Genomic DNA, 19,362 nt, shown 5'->3' on the forward strand with positions numbered 1-19,362 from the left:
CACTTCATATGTGTTAGTAGTGGTATTACCTAATACACTGCTTATTATTCTACGATAGTAGCTACTACATCATAAGCAAAACCTTGTTCTACTTGAACTTTCAAGATATCCCCAGGTTTAACTTTGTCGCCACAATCCTCAATATACATATTGCCATCTACATCAGGAGCTTGCGATTTTAAACGACCTTTAGCAAGAAGCGTATCATTATCGCCTTCTTCTAATTCTTCAACCATTGCATAATCAATAGTTCCTTCTAAATCGCGGTTATTTTCCTCTGAAATGGCAGCTTGTATGGACATCAATGTGTGATAACGATCTTCTTTAACCTCTTCTGGCACTTGGTCTTCACGGGCGCCAGCAATAGTGCCCTCCTCTTGAGAGTACGTAAATACGCCCATATTATCAAACTTGATATCTTTCACGAATTCGCAAAGTTCCTCAAATTGTTCATCGGTTTCCCCAGGGAAACCTACGATGATAGACGTACGAAGTGTTACATGAGTCGAAGCATTACGGATTTTTTTCAATAATCGTTCAATGTCCTCGCGAGAATCACGACGATTCATTTGTTTCAGAATATCATTGTTAACATGTTGTAATGGAATATCCACATATTTACAAAGCTTAGGTTCGTTAACGATGATATCCAATAATTCGTCACTAAAGAATGTAGGATATAAATAGAGCATGCGAATCCATTCAATACCTTCTACCTTAGTTAATTCTTTTAATAATTTTGTGAGCAATGGTTTACCATTATTCAAATCAATACCGTAGCTAGTCGTATCTTGCGCAATGAGAACGATTTCCTTAACGCCGGCATCAGCCAATCGTTCAACTTCAGCCTTAATAGATTCAATGGTACGACTTCTAAAAGCACCACGAACCTTAGGAATGATACAGAATGTACAACCATTATTACAGCCTTCAGCAATTTTTACATACGCACTGTAGCGAGGTGTTGTTTGAATACGCGGCATCCGTTCATCATATATATTAGTGATGTTTTCCATAATGCAACTACGGTTACCATGTTCAATAGCATCAACGGCAACCATAACTTGATCCCACGCGCCCGTACCGATAAGTGCATCAATTTCAGGAATTTCCTTAAATAATTCATCTTGATATTGTTGACTTAAACAGCCCGCTACAATCAAGCCCTTACAACGGCCCTGTTCTTTATATTGAGCAGCCTCTAGAATCGTATTAATGGATTCCTCCTTCGCTTTCTCTATAAAAGTACAAGTATTGATGATAATCAAGTCAGCCTCATTTAAATCATCGGTAATAGCATAGCCATTATCCTTTAATAATCCCAGCATGACCTCTGTATCTACTAAATTTTTAGCACAACCTAGGCTAATGTATCCCAATAATTTGGTCATTCTAAATCCTTTCTTTATAGAATGTAACTATTTCAATTAGAGTCCTGTATCAAACTCAATATCTATTAATCTTATCTGAAACTCAATAACTATTGATCTTTTCTAAAACGCACTTGACTTACCCAGTGATTTAGTAAAAGCTTTTTCCCCTCTACTGTATAGCCTCCATTAACAGGCCATAATACTACAGATTTCCCTAGAGAATCTAATGGTTCTACTACCTCTGGATTCGCGAAAATATAAGTAAAATTATTTTCCATCATATACTTGGCTGTATCGTTAGATAATAGCCAAGTAATGAATTCAATACTTTCATTTTTATGTTTAGAGTCCTTTTGTATAGCCGCACCAGTCAAATAAAATGATGTACCATCACTAGGGTAAATCATTTTTACCGGATATGAATGGCGGATATATTGTTGGGCATCAGATAGATTGCCAATACCAATATCAGATTCGCCAAGAGCGGTTAAACGTATCGGAGTAGAAAGAAATTTAGCATGTTGCATAACATGTGGTTTTAAAGCGAGCAAATATGCTAGTGCATCTGGTTCGCCTTTATATTCCACCATATTATACAAAAGATTGGCCGCATTTTGAGAAGCTACAAAATCTGTCATCACGATGCGCCATGTCCCTGGTTTCTGTAATGTATCCCAAGTCGTAATATGTTGGCCTAAACCTTTATAAAAGGTTCCATTTTGGACAAAGACAATAGGATCATACCAAAGACCAACCCAGTATCCATTGGAATCCTTTAATCGGTCTAAAACCTCATCAATACGTTCATTAACAATAGGTACAAATTTATCCTGACTGGCGCCAATAACTAGATTATCTTCAGATGTAATGACCACATCGCCAGAGGTATCTGCCAACTTAGAGGAAACACGTTGCTCCATTTGTTCCTCTGTAAGAGGCATAATAGTAACCTTTACATTCTTTTCCACTAAATATTTATCAGCAAGCAATGTAGTTAAATTGTTAGGTAAATCGGTATATACTGTGATTTCACCACGTACGGGGGCCTTCGCTTTTTCAAGTTGCTCTGCCCGATAAAAGTATATGCCATATCCTAACATCCCTATGACAAACAGCATGAGTATGCTAAAAGCCATCCATCGTTTCATCGCGTAAATCTCCTTTTACGTCCACCCTTGGATTCGCTTATATGAGACGGATTAAATCCTCTTGAGTGTCCCATTTTTTTATGACCAATACTTTGTGATTTGCCCTGTCCAATAGGTCTAGGTGGAATTAAACATTCAGGCCCAAATCCAATTAAATCACGTCGTCCAGCCTCAATAAGAGCTTCCTTTACAAGATCATAGTTTTCAATATTTTTATATTGCATCAATGCCCGTTGCTTAGCCTTATCGCGCCCTTTTTTTGCTACATATACAAGTTTACCATCTAATGGATTAATGCCCGTATAGTACATACAAGTAGAAAGGCTTCCCGGTGTAGGAATAAAATCTTGCACCTGCTCAGGGTACATATGTTGATCTCGTAAAAATTCAGCCAATTCAATGGCATCCTCTAAGGTACATCCTGGATGAGAGCTCATGAAATAAGGCACAAGATATTGCTTTTTCCCCAATTCACGATTTGCTTCTTCAAACCACTTTTTAAAAAGTAAGAACTCTTCTTTTCCAGCCTTGCCCATCATGGTTGTAACACGTTTAGAAACATGTTCAGGGGCCACCTTTAACTGCCCACTCACATGATGTTCACAAAGTTCCTTAACAAAGGCTTTATTATTATCAGCTAGCACATAATCATATCGCAGGCCAGATCTTACAAATACCTTTTTTACGCCCTTTAATTTTCGTAATTTACGTAACAAAGATACATAATCATCATGATTTGTATTTAAGTTTTCACAAGGTATAGGTGCTGCACAAGTACGTCCTTTACACGCACCATAAGCAGCTTGTTTATCACAAGCTAAGTGTCTAAAATTTGCCGTTGGCCCACCCACATCGTGGATATAACCTTTAAACCCATCCATATTAATCATCAATTTTGCTTCATCAATTAATGATTCATGGCTACGATTTTGGATGATACGGCCTTGGTGATTCGTAATGGCACAGAAAGAGCAACTACCAAAACATCCCCTCTGACTAACGAGGCTAAATTGAACCTCGCTCAATGCAGGGACACCACCCTTATCATCATAGGAGGGATGCCATTTACGAGTATACGGCAAATCGTAGGCACCATCCATTTGTTCTTGTGTTAATGGTAATGCTGGGGTATTTTGCACCACATAGCGATCACCATGTTTTTGAGCAATTGCCTTTCCATAAAATGGATCTTGCTCATCATATTGAATGCGAAATGCCTCAGCAAACGCTTTTTTATCAGACTTGATATCTTCAAAGGACGGACACTCAATACAATAAGATGGTATTTCTTTTGCCATATAGCAAATACCGCAAATATTTGGCAAAGACTCATCAAATCTATTTTTATCAAGGGCCTCTGCTAACTCAATAATTTGTAATTCACCCATCCCATAGACGAGTACATCAGCCTTAGAGTCAACCAGAATGGATCTACGCACTGTATCAGACCAATAATCATAATGTCCAAATCGGCGTAAGGATGCTTCAATGCCCCCAATAATAAGAGGTACATCACGATAGGCCTCTTTCATTCGATTCGAGTAAACCAATGTGGCTCTATCAGGACGATGTCCCGCCTCACCACCTGGCGAATAATCATCTTCACGACGAATTTTTTTAGCCGCCGTAAATTTATTGAGCATAGAATCTAAATTTCCGGCGGTTACAAGGGATGCAAGTCGAGGCTTGCCCAACCGTTTAAATGCATTCACATCATTCCAATCAGGTTGAGCAATAATGCCTACACGATACCCCTTTGATTCTAGATAACGACCGATTACGGCAGGCGCAAAAGACGGATGATCTACATACGCATCGCCACTGATAAGCACAAAGTCAAGCTCTGCCCATCCGCGTGCTTCCATATCTGCGCGTTCTGTAACTAAAAATGTATCCATCAATGTAACCTTTCCTTAAACGTAATGATTTATCTTAGAATAAAAACAACCAAATCATAAATATGACTATGAATACAGCAATAACAGCTAACATCACGCGTTCTTGTGCGATAGACCGTTGACGCTTTTTTTGTCGTGTCTCTAAAGACATGCGGCGTTTTGCCATCTGATGCTCTACGTATTCACTTTGTACAGAGTTGATAGTTCCCTGCTTTTTTTGACGCATTATAGGACGTATCGTAAAAGTATCTACTTCACCCACTTGATTTTGATAAGCTTTTACTAAACGCTCTCCATCAAGTCCTAGATAATTTCCATAGTTACGAATAAAACCTTTGGCGTATACACGTCCTGGGATAACTGCAAAATTCCCATCTTCGATGGCTTCTAAATAGGTTGTTTTAATATGAAGTACTTGTTCAATATCTTTAAATGTGAGATTTCTACGTACCCGTTCACGGCGTAGTTCTTCACCTAATTCAGCCACAGTATATCCCTTTCTATTCTTCAGAATCAGAGAAATATCTTGCTTTCACCTGTTCTGGACTCATTAAAATCTCTCGAGCCTTACTACCCATATTAGGACCTACAATTTTAAGGTCCTCCATCGTATCTACAAGACGTGCCGCCCGAGTATAACCAATACGGAATCTACGTTGCAACATAGAAACTGACGCTTGTCCAGATTCCATAACAAGATTAACCGCTCTCTCTAGTAATTCATCGCGATAAATATCTTGTTCATCATTATCTTGCGATGCAGATTCCTTTTCTGCTTCAGCAGTCACCGTATCGTCATATTCCGGTTCTCGTTGTTGTTTTACAAATTCTACCAAATGCTCTACTTCATCATCAGAGATGAAAGCCCCTTGTACACGAATTGGTTTATTTGCACCAATTGGAGAGAACAGCATATCACCTTTACCAAGAAGTTTTTCAGCCCCTGCCATATCGAGAATTGTACGAGAGTCTATTTGAGACCCTACGGCAAAGGAAATACGGCTTGGTACATTAGCCTTGATAGAACCGGTAATAACGTTAACAGAAGGTCGTTGCGTAGCTAGAACCATATGAATACCAGCGGCACGAGCCATCTGTGCTAATCGACTAATGGACTCTTCTATATCATCAGGAGCAGTCATCATCAAGTCAGCTAACTCATCGATAATCAATACGATGAGTGGCATTGCCGCTTTTGGATGTGCTTCATTATAGCTTTTAATATCACGCTTGCCAGATGCAGCAAATGCCTTATAACGGGCTTCCATTTCACGCACGGCCCAGCGCAATACAGCTGCTGCCTTTTTCATATCTGTTACAACTGGTGCCATCAAATGAGGAATCCCATTATAAACAGATAACTCAACCATCTTAGGGTCAATCAATAGTAATTTAACCTCTTCTGGTTTACGACTAAAGAGAATACTAGAAATCAATGTATTTACACATACAGATTTACCAGACCCTGTTGTACCAGCCACCAATAGATGCGGCATTTTAGCAAGATCCGTAATAACAGGTTTACCTGCAATATCTTTGCCAAGACCAACAGGAATACCCCCCCGTGCCTCTTTAAAGTCACTGCAATCTAGTACATCACGAAGATGAACCGCTTCAGTTTTCGTATTTGGTACCTCAATACCAATAGCAGATTTACCAGGAATCGGCGCTTCCATACGAATATGTTGAGCCGCAAGATTCAGCGCAATATCATCTGTCAAATTGACGATTCTACTTACCTTAACACCTTGAGCAGGCTCGATTTCATAACGTGTTACAGTTGGGCCTTGCGTAGCATTCACAACCTTAGCAGCTATCCCAAAGCTTGCCAACACCTCTTCGAGACGCATTGCATTATAAGCAACCTCATCATTATTGTTTTGACCTACCTCTCCTTTCGCCAAAATATCTAGGCTTGGGAAATGATATGGTCTGTCATAGGTTCTATGAATATGTCCATCTTTAGAAACAGCTACTTGCGCTGTATCCTCAGCAGTACTTGCTAAGGAAGGAACTGACAATGGCATACCACTCATACCAGCACCTGCGCTAACGGCACTGGCTGCTGCACCAGTGCCAGGAACGGCGCTAGCTATAGCAGCATGATTAGTCTCAGTAGGCCCCATTGTGATTGGTCGATAAGAATATTCCTCTGGATTTGTTTCCACTACAATATGCTCGTCATCCTCAATAGGTTTCCCCCCATCTGTATCAAAATCTTCATCGTCAAAGTCATTTTGATTATTTAGCCACGCGGGAACAGCATCAGATTCTCTATCAGCTGTAACATCATCATCTTCACTGCTATTATTAGCATCACCAGATTCTTCAGATAATGTTGATAATTGCTCTGCTGCGCGATTGCGAGCCTCTAAATCTGCCAGTTCACGCCAAGAGGATGGACTATGTGTATCCATAGCTTCAACTACATACTCGTCACCAGACTCTAGTACGCCACGGTTCTCAAGGGACTCTACAGCCTTTTCCGTTGCATTGGTATACCGTTGATCCTTTTCACGATTATACGCCTTGCGTTGAGCCGCCTCTTTTCGTTGCTCATTCCAATCTTCTATAACCTCTTTTGCAACAGCAACCTTTTCAACAGCTACTTCTTTAGCCTTATCAAGACCTACCTGAGTCTTATCAGCTGCCTTACGCAACCCACTACCCAAGGATAAACGGGTAATAATGATACCACAGCAAAGCATAAGGATGGATACAACAATAATAGAACCTAGCTCACCGAATAAAGTTCTAAAAAATGTAGCTAATAAACCACCTACGACGCCACCTTCTCCCGCTAATGCAGTAGTCATTAATTCATCCCCTACAGGCACGCGACACAATGGTACTAAGGTAATAGCTAATAAGTAGAACACAGTTATAATAATGCCCCGTCTAGTAATGGACATAAATTGACCTTGATATAATAGACGCCAACCAAGCCATAACAAAGCAAGACACGGAATAAAGCCCCCAAAGCCAAATCCATAGCGAAAAACACCTGTTAATACTTCGCCTACAACGCCTAATTCATAACCAAAATAGCCCAATAGTGCCAATATAGCAACGCCAATGACGATAATGCCTTTCACTTCATTGCGCAGTGAAAATCCTTCCTTTTTAGGCGCTGATGTAGCCCGTTTTTTACGGGGCTTCCGCCCTCGTGTAGAAGTTTTTTTCTCTTCTGCCATAATCTTGTACAAACCCCTTACTTTAATATAAAAATCTATTTTAAATCATCATTATATTATACCATATATTGGCCATTCTATTTACCATTACAACGGTTGTTCCAATCTTTTAACAGTATTGCTTCCGTACCTCGTTCAATACCTTTATAGTATTCAGCCTTAACTAAAGGATCTGGTAAATATTGTTGCTTTACATATCCATTCGGATAATTATGAGCATATTTATAAGTTACACCATGTCCCAATTTGCTAGCCCCACTATAATGACTGTCTCGTAAATGATCTGGAACTTGACCACAATCCTTATGACGCACATCAGAAATAGCTGCATCAATGCCAACATACACAGAATTACTCTTAGGAGCTAATGCTACATAGCAGGCGGCCTCTGATAAAATAATGCGCGCCTCTGGAAATCCGACCATATGAGACGCTTGTGCCGCCGCATTTGCTAAGATTAAGGCTTGTGGATCAGCTAATCCTACATCCTCTGCTGCACAAATTACAATACGACGAGCAATAAAGTTAGGATCCTCTCCGGCCTCTATCATACGCGCTAGATAGTGAAGTGTAGCCTGTACATCGGAACCGCGCATACTTTTGATAAACGCAGAAATCGTATCGTAATGACTATCCCCTTTTTTATCGTATGTGTAAATGCGACGTCCTATGACCTTTTCAAGGATTTCTATGGTTATCTCTTCCCCATCATGAACCATTGCCGCAGCTTGCTCTAAAATATTAAGAGCCATGCGACCATCGCCATTAACAAAGATACCAACATCCTCTAATAATTCATCTTTTACTTGTAATTGACGAGATCCGAGCCCAACCTCAGTATCTGTAATAGCTCGTTTTAAAATTTGGCTAATCGCCTTAGGTGTTAAAGCCTCTAGTGTAATGAGCCTCAACCGTGATAATAAAGGCCGGTTAACCTCAAAAAAAGGATTTTCCGTGGTGGCCCCAATGAGGATAATCGTACCATCCTCTACACAAGGCAATAGTACATCTTGTTGACTCTTGTTAAAGCGATGAATTTCATCGAGAAATAAAATAGTACGTTGCTGTAATGAACGAACTCGTTTTCTCGCATCCTCAATAATATTTCGCAATTCACCAATACCTGCATTAGTAGCATTCAAATTGACAAAATGGCTATTGCTCATTTTAGCTATAATGCCAGCTAGTGTCGTTTTACCGGTACCACAAGGTCCATAAAACAACATGGATGGTATGGTATCCTTTTCTACCATAGCCCGCAAGAATGTCCCTTTGCCTACAGCTTGTTCTTGCCCATACAAGTGGTCTAGCTCTGTGGGTCTCATGCGTACCGGTAATGGTTCATATCTATTTGTAGGTAATGCATCAAATAAACTATCCATGCTACCTCCATTCATATTTTTACATGCAAAAAAGCCCCACCATGCCGTAATGTACCGCGTTTTGATCCTGCTAGAGCAGGTGGGTGTCCTCCTCATCCTGCAGTTTTCCCATAAGGGCATAACGTTCAGACGAGAGTTCCGGACTCCCGAAGAAAATGTGTTGGCTCAAAACTGCGATATCACACGCACATGGCAGGGATATCTTCTACATAAATAGTAGCAAAAAGATTTATCATTTACAAGACTTGACATTTAAAAATTTAGCAAATCTTGCGGACTTTTTATAATTCGTTTATCAACGATTATACTAAGGATTGTTCTTCTTCCTCTACATCTGGTTTAATATGTAGCTCTTTTAATTGTTTAGGTTCTACTGCTGATGGAGCTTGGCTCATGATATCAGAAGCGGATTGTGTTTTAGGGAATGCGATAACGTCGCGGATAGATTGGCGTTTAGCCATCAACATTACGAGACGATCGAGACCAAATGCACAGCCTGCATGAGGAGGTGCACCATATTGGAATGCATCAAGCATGAAACCGAATTTGGATCTAGCTTCTTCTACAGATAAACCGATTGCTTTAAATACTTGTTCTTGTACATCAGCTTGGTAAATACGCAAGGAACCACCGCCGATTTCTACGCCGTTCAATACCATGTCGTAAGCAATTGCTTTTACACTGCCAGGATCGGATTCTAATTTATCAAGATCTTCGTGGCGTGGCATTGTGAATGGATGGTGCATTGCAACATAACGTTTTTCGTCTTCGTTATATTCGAACATAGGGAAATCTGTTACCCATGTGAACGCCAATTTATCTTGATCAATCATGTTCATGCGGCGAGCCATTTCAAGGCGCAATTCGCCAAGTGCTCTCGCAACAGTAGCAGGTTTATCAGCAATCATCAACACTAGGTCACCGCCTTTGGCACCCATTTTTTCACCGATGTTGCGGATTGTATCTTCGCCTAAGAATTTCATGATTTGTGATTTAATGGAACCATCTTCATTGAAGCAAGCCCATGCCAAGCCTTTTGCACCGTAGCGATTTACATATGCTACCAAATCATCAAGTTCACGACGTGCAATGCCAGCGTCGCCAGGTACTACGATACCTTTTACAACACCACCATTGTCGATAACGGAACGGAATACTTGGAATTCAGTGTCTTTTACAAGCTCTGTTACATCTGTGAAAGCCATGTCAAAGCGAAGATCTGGTTTATCAGAACCGTATTTATCCATCGCTTCATCCCAAGTAATACGAGGCATAGGCAATGGAATTTCTTTGCCCAATGTCTTTTTAAATACTTCTGCAACCATTTGTTCCAAGATTGCATAAATGTCTTCTTCGTCAACAAAGCTCATTTCCAAGTCGAGTTGAGTAAACTCTGGTTGACGGTCTGCACGCAAATCTTCATCACGGAAGCAGCGAACGATTTGGAAATATTTTTCATAGCCTGCTACCATCAAAATTTGTTTAAAAATTTGTGGGGATTGAGGCAATGCATAGAATGTACCTGCATTTACACGAGATGGTACTAGATAGTCACGGGCACCTTCAGGTGTAGATTTTGTAAGCATCGGTGTTTCGATTTCAAGGAAATCACGGCTATCAAAGAAATCGCGCATAGCCTTAGTCACTTTGTGACGCAAAATCAAGTTACGTTGCATTTCAGGGCGACGTAAATCAAGGTAACGATATTTTAAACGAATATTTTCATCTACATCGATATCATCTTGAATGTAGAATGGAGGTGTTTTCGCAGAGTTTAATACGCGAAGTTCTTCACAATACATTTCATAAGCGCCTGTTGGCAAATTAGGATTGATTGCGTCTTCATCACGTTTTGTAATTTTACCGCGTACACAAAGCACATATTCATTACGAACATCTTCTGCTTTGTGGAAAGAATCCACATTATGGTCTGGGGACGCTACAACTTGAACGATACCAGAACGATCTCGCAAATCCAAGAAGATCAAACCGCCGTGGTCACGACGACGTTCAACCCAACCACATAATACGACCTCTTTACCTACTTCTGCTTCAGAAATAGTGCCACATCCGTGCGTACGGTGTAAGCCTTTCATTGTTTCCATTCTACTTGTCATCCTTTCACCAAAGAAGATATACGCTCTGAAACAGACGTCAATGGTACTGTTTCTTGTTCACTTGTTTCCATGAAACGAATAATGGCCTCTTGATTAGCCAATTCATCATCACCCATTATAATAACATACTTTGCATGAATTTTGTTAGCATATTTTAATTGGGCCTTCATACTTTTACCTTGACCATCCATTTCGGCTCTCACATAAGCACTATGCAAGGTATTACAAATTTTAAAAGCTTCTAGTTTTGCAGCATCCCCAAGAGATACTACAAATACAGCCGGTTCGATAGCTGGTTCAGGCAATAAGTTTTGTTTTTCTAGAGCTAACAATAAACGTTCCATGCCCATAGCAAAACCAATAGCCGGTGTATGAGGGCCGTCGAGTTCTTCTACGAGACCATCATAACGGCCACCACCAGCAACGGCGCTTTGCGCACCTAATGGAGTATATTGAACTTCAAACGCTGTTTTAGTGTAATAATCGAGACCACGTACCAACCGTGGATTTAGATTATATTGAATGTCTGCCGCATCAAGTAATGTTTTAAGTTCTTCAAAGTGAGTGTTACATTCTTCACATAAATGCTCATGAATTTCAGGGGCACCTACAGATAAAGCTTTGCATGTTTCATTTTTACAATCCAACAAACGCAAAGGATTTTTATATAAACGAGATTGACAATCTGGGCACAACTGATCTTTCTTAGGTTCAAAGAATTCAATCAATTTTTGGCGATATGTAGGACGACAATTTGGACAACCTACAGAGTTCACCTCTACATTGAGATCCTTTAGACCAAAATCCTTCAACAATTGTACAATCATACAGATAACTTCGCTATCCACTACTGGAGAGGAGGAACCAAGTACTTCTGCCCCGAATTGATGGAACTCACGATAGCGGCCAGCTTGTGGTTTATCATGACGGAACATGGATCCCATATAGAACCACTTAGTTAAATTTTCTTTGCCATACACCTTATTTTCTAAATACGCACGCACTGCAGATGCTGTATTTTCCGGTCGCAATGTATAGCTTTGCTCCTTGTCATCTCCAGTGGAGAAGGTGTACATTTCCTTGGATACTACGTCCGTAGTTTCCCCAATGCCACGCAAAAATAATTTTGTATCTTCAAAGGCAGGTGTACGAATTTCGCTAAAGCCATAAGCTTTACAAATATCGCGCATACGCTGTTCTATATAATGCCAATTAACAATTTGTTCTGGCAAGAAATCTTGTGTGCCTCTTGGTTTTTTAATAGCCATTACACAACCTCCCAAAATGATTTACATAATGCATGCCTTTTATCTAGTAGAGTTGTTAACGTGTCTATGTAAACATCTACATCCTTTGGCATATGCTGCTTCTTTTGTCTATATAAAGGCGCGCGCATCCATTTAGATGATCCGCCTGGCCCCATAGACATAATTGTTTGCCGCTCTTCCATGATTTGAATATTATATTCACAAGCTTTACCTGGCAATGTATACCCAATATTTTCAAGTTGACCTCTCATATATTGTTGGCGATATAGATAATAAGGCACATAACCAGCCGCTTCTAATCGCTCCTTGGCATACTGAACCATGTGACGTACCACGCTTTCCTCTGGTACATCATCTTGCATATTCAAATCATATAACGGACTACCACGTTTGATAGCTAACGTATGAATTGTAACATTTTCAGGCAAATTATGACAAATATAATCCATGTTATGCATCATATGTTTTATTTCTTGACCCGGAAGTCCTGCTATAAAATCCATATTTACAGCAAAATCGGTATGCTTTTTTACATATTGATACATATCATCAATATCTTGAGCGTTATGTCCACGCCCTATACGCCGTAATATAGTATCATCCATAGTTTGTGGATTAATACTAATACGATTAACATGGCAATGTTGCATAGACCGAATCTTTTCAACGGTTATTGAATCGGGACGTCCCGCCTCAACGGTAAACTCACGGTCTTCTGGTATCAATGTTGCTAAACGAGTCAACAGATGGTGAAAATCCTCATTACCCAATATAGTAGGCGTACCACCACCCATATAGAGCGTATTAGTGTACAGATTATAGCTTTCACAAATGGACCTTACATCATCAATATCCTTTAACAATGCTGTAATAAACTCAGCTTGCCATGGATAATCCTGATATAAACCATAGGGAAATGAACAATATACACAACGAGTCTCGCAAAACGGAATCCCACAATAGAGGCTAATGTGTTTAGGCGAATCATCGCCTAAAAAAGGCCGTTGATAACGTCCAATCTTACTAAGGACCTCAAGCTTTTCCATAGACACAGAAAACTCGTCCCTAATGTGACGAGTTGCTGCCTCTAATGAACCATATTGATCCATGTACTTATGAAGTAATTTTGTAGGGCGCACCCCCACCATGGTGCCCCACTCATTATGAGCAGGCAGCCCCTGTTCTGTACGCAATAGTACAAGCAAAGATTGTCCAATAGAGCGTCGTCCCAATGAAGATATGGACCCCGTCAACGTATGTTCTACACCACGAATAGAGACCGTCAAAATATACATATCATCATATTCTACAGCACTGAGTTTAACATCTGCATCAGTATTACTAGAAAACAGTCCAGCAGCGCCACAGTTGTGGGCCACTACCGATCCGAGTGGTAATGGCCCTGTGTAATGATATCCATTAAGCATGATGTGCCATTTTATCAAGTTTCTCAAGTTCTGCTGGCGTCATATGTGATTGGCAATCACTGCAGTAGCCATAGACTTTCAATTGATGATCTATGGTGCGGAAATTTAATTTTTTCGCAATAATAGATTCCAATGTTTCTAGCATATCATCTTCAAATTCAGAAACTTTGCCACATTTAACACAAATTAAATGATGATGGAAATGAGCAAATTCTTCGTCATTTAATTCATAACGGTTACGACCATCACCAAAGTCAAGGCGTTTTAACAAATCTAATTCAGTAAATAGATCCAATGTACGATAAATAGTAGCAAGACCGATATCTGGCGCTACTTCTTTTACCAATACATATACATCCTCTGCACTCAAGTGATTCTCTTCAGCGTCGATGAAAGCTTGTAAAATGGTTTGACGTTGTGTAGTCAATTTATATTTTTTATCTTTAATGCGTTCTTTTAATTTTTCCAATGTTGTATTCATAATTACTATCCCCTTTACTAAATAAATTAATTAAGCGCCTACAAATGGATTATATTGTTTTTCATATCCAATTTGTGTTTCTGGGCCATGTCCTGGATAGACCATCGTTTCGTCTGGCAATGTATATAATTTTGTTTTAATTGCATCGATTAATGTATCATAATCACCTTCTACAAAATCGGTGCGGCCAATCGATTGGTTAAACAAAGTATCGCCTACGAATACGAGGCCGGGTATATAGTAGCATACACCACCTGGCGTGTGCCCTGGCGTCTCATATACTGTTAAATCAACGGAACCACAGGTAATGTGATCTCCTTCGCGAACCTCTTCAATGCGCCCCTTCACAATAATCGGTGTAGGATTACTGTAATTGCTCAGATTCAATTCAGGATCACTTAGGTATTTCACATCATCATGTTGTATATAAATCGGTACATCATAAGCATCAACAATGCCTTGTACACCACCAATATGATCGCCATGTCCATGTGTTAAAAGGACTGCTTTAGGCTTTAAATCATATTTTTTTAATGTTTCTAGGACCTCTGTACTAGCGGGGTCGATAATGACTGCTTCCCCAACTTTCTTATCGCCTATAACATAACAATTTGTTCCTAGCGGACCTAAAGGCATACGCATAAGAACTAGATTAGATGTATCCATCAAGCACCACCTTTGCTACGTTGTACTGTGTACACTTCACGAATACGACGCAATTTAGTCATAACAAAATCAAGTTGTGAAATATCGCGGATTTCAACGACTATGTTGATAATTACATTTTTAGTATTTTCAATAACTTTAGCATTCATATTGGTAATGGTAATTTTCAATTCTGAAAGTACGGCCATAACCTCCATGAGAATCCCAGGTCTATCATAGGCTTGAATATCGATGCCTACATGGAAGGATTCACTAGTAGATTCATCCCACGAAACCTCAATCATACGCTCTAAATCTTCCGGTGTGTGACCTAAGCTTGTACAATCAGAACGATGTACAGAAACACCACGACCTCTCGTGATGTAACCGATAATATCATCACCTGGTACAGGATTACAACATTTAGCCATACGAACCATAACCCCTGGTTCTCCTTTTACGAGAATACCAGTGCCATTTTTCGCCTTTTTGGACCCTTGAACCTTTAGCTTTTCAATGATTTGTTCCGTTGTTTTACGAGAATCTTCATGCTCTTTAGATTTCTTATACAGTTCAACAAGACGTAATAAAACTGTGCTGACAGGTATACCACCATAACCACAAGCAGCATACATTTCGTCTTCTGTACCCGACTTCAATTGTTTTACAACCTGTTGAATCCGATTATCTGAACAAAGGGCCTTCCAATTATAGTTGAGACGTTTTGCTTCACGTTCAAGAGCCTCAAGACCCTTTTCAATATTTTCTTCTTTATTTTCACGTTTAAACCAATTGCGAATCTTATTTTTACTTTCAGAAGACCCTACAATATTAAGCCAATCAAGGCTTGGTTTACCATTCTTAGACGTAATAATATCAACAATATCGCCATTTTGCAATGTATAGTCAAGGGATACAATTTTCCCATTAACCTTTGCCCCCACACAGCGATGACCTACATCGGTATGAACCCGGTATGCAAAATCAAGAGGTACGGAACCAATCGGTAATTTAATAACGTCCCCTTTAGGCGTAAAGACAAATACTTCACCAGAGAACACATCCAATTTTAAAGCATTCACTAGTTCCTTAGGATTGCTCGTATCTTGCCATTCTAATACTTGACGGAGCCAAGCCACCTTTTGGTCAAAATCCTTATCGCCACTCTTATTGCCTTCTTTATAGCGCCAATGAGCTGCTACACCATATTCAGATACACGATGCATTTCCCATGTACGAATTTGAATTTCTACTGGTTGCCCCATCGTGCCGATAACAGTGGTGTGCAATGATTGATACATGTTAGATTTCGGCATAGAAATATAGTCTTTAAAGCGATATGGCAACGGTTTCCAAATACTATGAGCAATACCGAGGACGGCATAACAATCCGGAATTGTATCAACTATAACGCGAACAGCCAGCAAATCATAAATTTGAGATAAATCGCGATTATCCTTTTTCATCTTCTTATAGATACTGTAAAAATGCTTTGGTCTCCCCTTGATATCGGCCTTGATATGGGCCTCCCCAAGGGCTTTTGTAAGCTGATTCATCGTATCATTTACAATATCTTCACGGGACTGCCGTTTTTGTTTCATTTGATCCACGAGATCATAGTACTTATCCGGTTCCAAATAACGGAATGATAAGTCCTCTAGTTCCCATTTCACATTAAAAATCCCGAGGCGATGTGCCAAAGGTGCGAAGATTTCTAAGGTTTCCTTTGCAATACGTTTTTGTTTATCACTACGCATATGTTTCAAAGTACGCATATTGTGCAAACGGTCACCCAATTTAATAACCACTACACGCACGTCCTTTGCCATGGCTAAAATCATCTTGCGATAATTTTCCATTTGCCGATCTTCTTTAGTTTCGTATTGAAACTGATTTAATTTAGTAACCCCATCAACGAGGAACGCCACTTCAGTACCAAAAAGATTTTCAATATCTTCCTTAGTATAATCCGTATCTTCTACTACATCATGGAGCAATGCTGCAATGAGTGTAATATGATCGATTTGCAAATGTGCCAAAATTTCAGCAACCGCAAGAGGATGCATAATATACGGTTCACCAGAGGCTCTAAATTGGCCTTCATGGGCTTTATCTGCAAGGGTGAAAGCCTTCATAATTTGTTCGCACTCATCATCTCCTAGATACGAATGCACATAATCCATAAATTCTTTTAAGGCCTCTTCTTTGTTAAACCCTTTTTGTTCAACTAAGGCTTTACCTTCTTCATTTATGGTCATCATGGTATCACCTCCTGCTGACTATACGTTATAAACGTAACGGATGTGGTCAAATCGAGCTTTCCGTTAATTACATTCCAACGAATCATAGTTTGACCACTATCACTAGTTTCTTCACTAATAATGCCTAATTCTTTAAACACATCAAGGGCCATCAAAGCAGATACACCATTTTGGTCAGATGGCTTGCGACGTAAAATCTCTTGCTCCACATAGTATAAAGAATTCGCACCACCTTTTAAAGCTAGGCGCACGATTGTATAAATTTCACGCAAACCTTCTGCTGTAAGGTGAATTGGTTCCTCCACTATAGGCTCTATATCTTGAATCATAAGTTGCGGTGATACAAAACCTTGCCACTCATTTTTTTGAAGTGTGAATGCGACTTTCACATTCATGCCTTGAAAAATATGTCTGAATAAATCTGGCCGATTCCATGCGATAGCATCAACAGTACCATTGGCCGTTTCTAAAATCACCTTACAATGATTTTTAAGCTGTCCCATGAGCATAATATTTTCTACCTTAGCATCCATAACACCGAATATAGGCGTACTATTACCCATACCAAATGGTTCTAATGCAGACACTCTATCTACAATATCAACATCTATATCATCTACAGGCAAGGTAGCATCAATAGATACAACGGGGATATACTCATCAGCCGATACATGATCCTTACAATACTCGGTTAATCGATTTCGCAATTCATCAATACGATTAGCATCGATACTAAATCCTGCTGCGGCGGCATGACCACCAAACTGAATTAATATATCCTCACAGGATTTTAGTGCATTATAAATATTAAATCCATCAATACTGCGACAAGAGCCCTTTCCTACGCCTTTATCAACACTAATAACAAAGGTAGGCTTATAAAACTCCTCTACCAAACGTGATGCGACGATGCCGATAACGCCAGGGTGCCATTCCTCACCGGATACAACTGTTACATAATCAGCGAGATGCCCTTGAGCGGCCACATTAGCACGTGCTTCTTCATGAATAGAGCGCTCTATTTCTTGACGTTCTATATTTGTCTCATGTAATTCTTGCGCAATAGCTTCTGCTAAATCCACATCATCTGTAACAAGCAGTTCTACAGCACGTGTGGCATGTGTAACGCGGCCGGCTGCATTCAAACGGGGCGCTAAAGTGAATCCAATATGTCCTGCTGTAACAGTTTTATCATGTAACCCTGCTACTTCAATGAGTTTATGAATCCCAAGATTAGGCAACTCATTCATCTTTTTAAGACCAGCTTGAACGATGATGCGGTTTTCTCCTACTAAAGGCACCACATCTGCTACTGTACCTAAGGCAACGATATCTAAATCCTCAAGATACCATTCGCCATGTTGACGTAACCATAGTGCTTGGCATAATTTTAAAGCTACCCCAACGCCAGATAGGTTTTTATCTACATACGGACAATCTGGCTGTTTATGATTGATAACAGCTCGTGCTGGCGGAATTTGAGGCGGTGCCGTATGATGATCTGTAATAATAATATCGAGGCGGTCACAAACAGCTTGTACAATATCATAAGAGCTAATACCACAGTCCACCGTAATAACTAATGCAGCACCATCAGAGATAATATGTTCTAAAGCCTCTAAATTTAGGCCATAACCTTCACTTTGGCGTTCTGGTATGTAATAACTTACATCGGCCCCCATCCTTACTAGAAAACGATATAAGAGAGATGTAGCCGTAATACCATCTACATCGTAGTCACCATAAACGACAATAGGTTTTCTAGTTTCAATGGTTTCAAGAACAAGGGCAACCGCTGTTTCCATATCCTTTAATGTAAAGGGATCTAACAAATCATCGAGGGTACCCTCTAGAAAACAATGGCCTTCGTTGACATCAATACCACGATTTACCATCAACCGTGCCACGATAGGATTTACACCGAGTTCACGGATTAATGTATTCTCTTTTTCTATATTCCTTGGCATAATATGCCAACGTTTCTTTTTCATCATTCCATCCTCGGTAAAATATATTACAAGATATACAATATCATTATATTTTCGTTAAGTTTATAATCAATATCAATAAATTTAATATATGTATTATCATTATCAATTTCTTACATTATACTATAAACATCCACATAAATAAAGGGTTTTATCTGTATCTTTCATATAAAATTCACT

At 39.7% G+C, this 19,362-nt stretch carries 13 protein-coding genes and 1 other RNA gene; all 14 read right to left on the reverse strand.

Annotated elements, in window-relative coordinates; all coding sequences use genetic code 11:
• Positions 1-44 precede the first annotated feature (44 nt).
• Complete coding sequence (rimO, locus tag VTHSUH11_RS02810) at positions 45-1,391, reverse strand: 30S ribosomal protein S12 methylthiotransferase RimO (protein ID WP_105092579.1); 1,347 nt, start codon at positions 1,389-1,391, stop codon at positions 45-47.
• Between the two features lie 89 nt (positions 1,392-1,480).
• The gene (locus tag VTHSUH11_RS02815) at positions 1,481-2,521 is read right to left on the reverse strand and encodes an ABC transporter substrate-binding protein (protein WP_105092580.1); all 1,041 of its coding nucleotides are present in this window, start codon (positions 2,519-2,521) and stop codon (positions 1,481-1,483) included.
• Positions 2,518-4,419 (reverse strand): YgiQ family radical SAM protein, encoded by a 1,902-nt coding sequence (locus VTHSUH11_RS02820; RefSeq protein WP_105092581.1) that lies wholly within the window; start codon positions 4,417-4,419, stop codon positions 2,518-2,520. Before VTHSUH11_RS02820 ends, VTHSUH11_RS02815 begins: the two co-directional genes overlap by 4 nt.
• Before the next feature lie 34 nt (positions 4,420-4,453).
• Positions 4,454-4,906 carry a helix-turn-helix domain-containing protein gene (locus VTHSUH11_RS02825; protein ID WP_059363386.1) on the reverse strand — a complete coding sequence of 151 codons (453 nt, stop codon included), beginning with the start codon at positions 4,904-4,906 and terminating at the stop codon, positions 4,454-4,456.
• A 13-nt stretch (positions 4,907-4,919) separates the two neighbouring features.
• Complete coding sequence (locus VTHSUH11_RS02830; RefSeq protein WP_105092582.1) at positions 4,920-7,613, reverse strand: DNA translocase FtsK; 2,694 nt, start codon at positions 7,611-7,613, stop codon at positions 4,920-4,922.
• A gap of 77 nt (positions 7,614-7,690) precedes the next feature.
• Positions 7,691-8,995: a replication-associated recombination protein A gene (locus VTHSUH11_RS02835; protein WP_105092609.1), complete on the reverse strand. Its 1,305-nt coding sequence runs from the start codon at positions 8,993-8,995 to the stop codon at positions 7,691-7,693.
• 29 nt (positions 8,996-9,024) lie between these two features.
• Positions 9,025-9,197: non-coding RNA, 6S RNA (ssrS, locus tag VTHSUH11_RS02840), on the reverse strand.
• 100 nt (positions 9,198-9,297) lie between these two features.
• The gene (gene aspS / locus VTHSUH11_RS02845; RefSeq protein WP_105092583.1) at positions 9,298-11,100 is read right to left on the reverse strand and encodes an aspartate--tRNA ligase; all 1,803 of its coding nucleotides are present in this window, start codon (positions 11,098-11,100) and stop codon (positions 9,298-9,300) included.
• Between the two features lie 8 nt (positions 11,101-11,108).
• On the reverse strand, positions 11,109-12,380 hold the full coding sequence (gene hisS, locus VTHSUH11_RS02850; RefSeq protein ID WP_105092584.1) for a histidine--tRNA ligase: 1,272 nt from the start codon (positions 12,378-12,380) through the stop codon (positions 11,109-11,111).
• Complete coding sequence (gene hemZ / locus VTHSUH11_RS02855) at positions 12,380-13,807, reverse strand: coproporphyrinogen dehydrogenase HemZ (RefSeq protein WP_105092585.1); 1,428 nt, start codon at positions 13,805-13,807, stop codon at positions 12,380-12,382. Before hemZ ends, hisS begins: the two co-directional genes overlap by 1 nt.
• The gene (locus VTHSUH11_RS02860) at positions 13,800-14,288 is read right to left on the reverse strand and encodes a Fur family transcriptional regulator (protein WP_059363396.1); all 489 of its coding nucleotides are present in this window, start codon (positions 14,286-14,288) and stop codon (positions 13,800-13,802) included. The genes hemZ and VTHSUH11_RS02860 overlap by 8 nt, the downstream gene beginning before the upstream one ends.
• Before the next feature lie 30 nt (positions 14,289-14,318).
• On the reverse strand, positions 14,319-14,954 hold the full coding sequence (locus tag VTHSUH11_RS02865) for an MBL fold metallo-hydrolase (RefSeq protein WP_105092586.1): 636 nt from the start codon (positions 14,952-14,954) through the stop codon (positions 14,319-14,321).
• On the reverse strand, positions 14,954-17,194 hold the full coding sequence (locus VTHSUH11_RS02870) for a RelA/SpoT family protein (RefSeq protein WP_105092587.1): 2,241 nt from the start codon (positions 17,192-17,194) through the stop codon (positions 14,954-14,956). The genes VTHSUH11_RS02865 and VTHSUH11_RS02870 overlap by 1 nt, the downstream gene beginning before the upstream one ends.
• Entirely contained in the window at positions 17,191-19,185 is a 1,995-nt protein-coding gene (gene recJ, locus VTHSUH11_RS02875) for a single-stranded-DNA-specific exonuclease RecJ (RefSeq protein WP_105092588.1), read from the reverse strand. The genes VTHSUH11_RS02870 and recJ overlap by 4 nt, the downstream gene beginning before the upstream one ends.
• Between the last annotated feature and the right edge of the window lie 177 nt (positions 19,186-19,362).

Source organism: Veillonella tobetsuensis (assembly GCF_002959935.1).
Classification (GTDB): Bacteria; Bacillota; Negativicutes; order Veillonellales; family Veillonellaceae; genus Veillonella; species Veillonella tobetsuensis.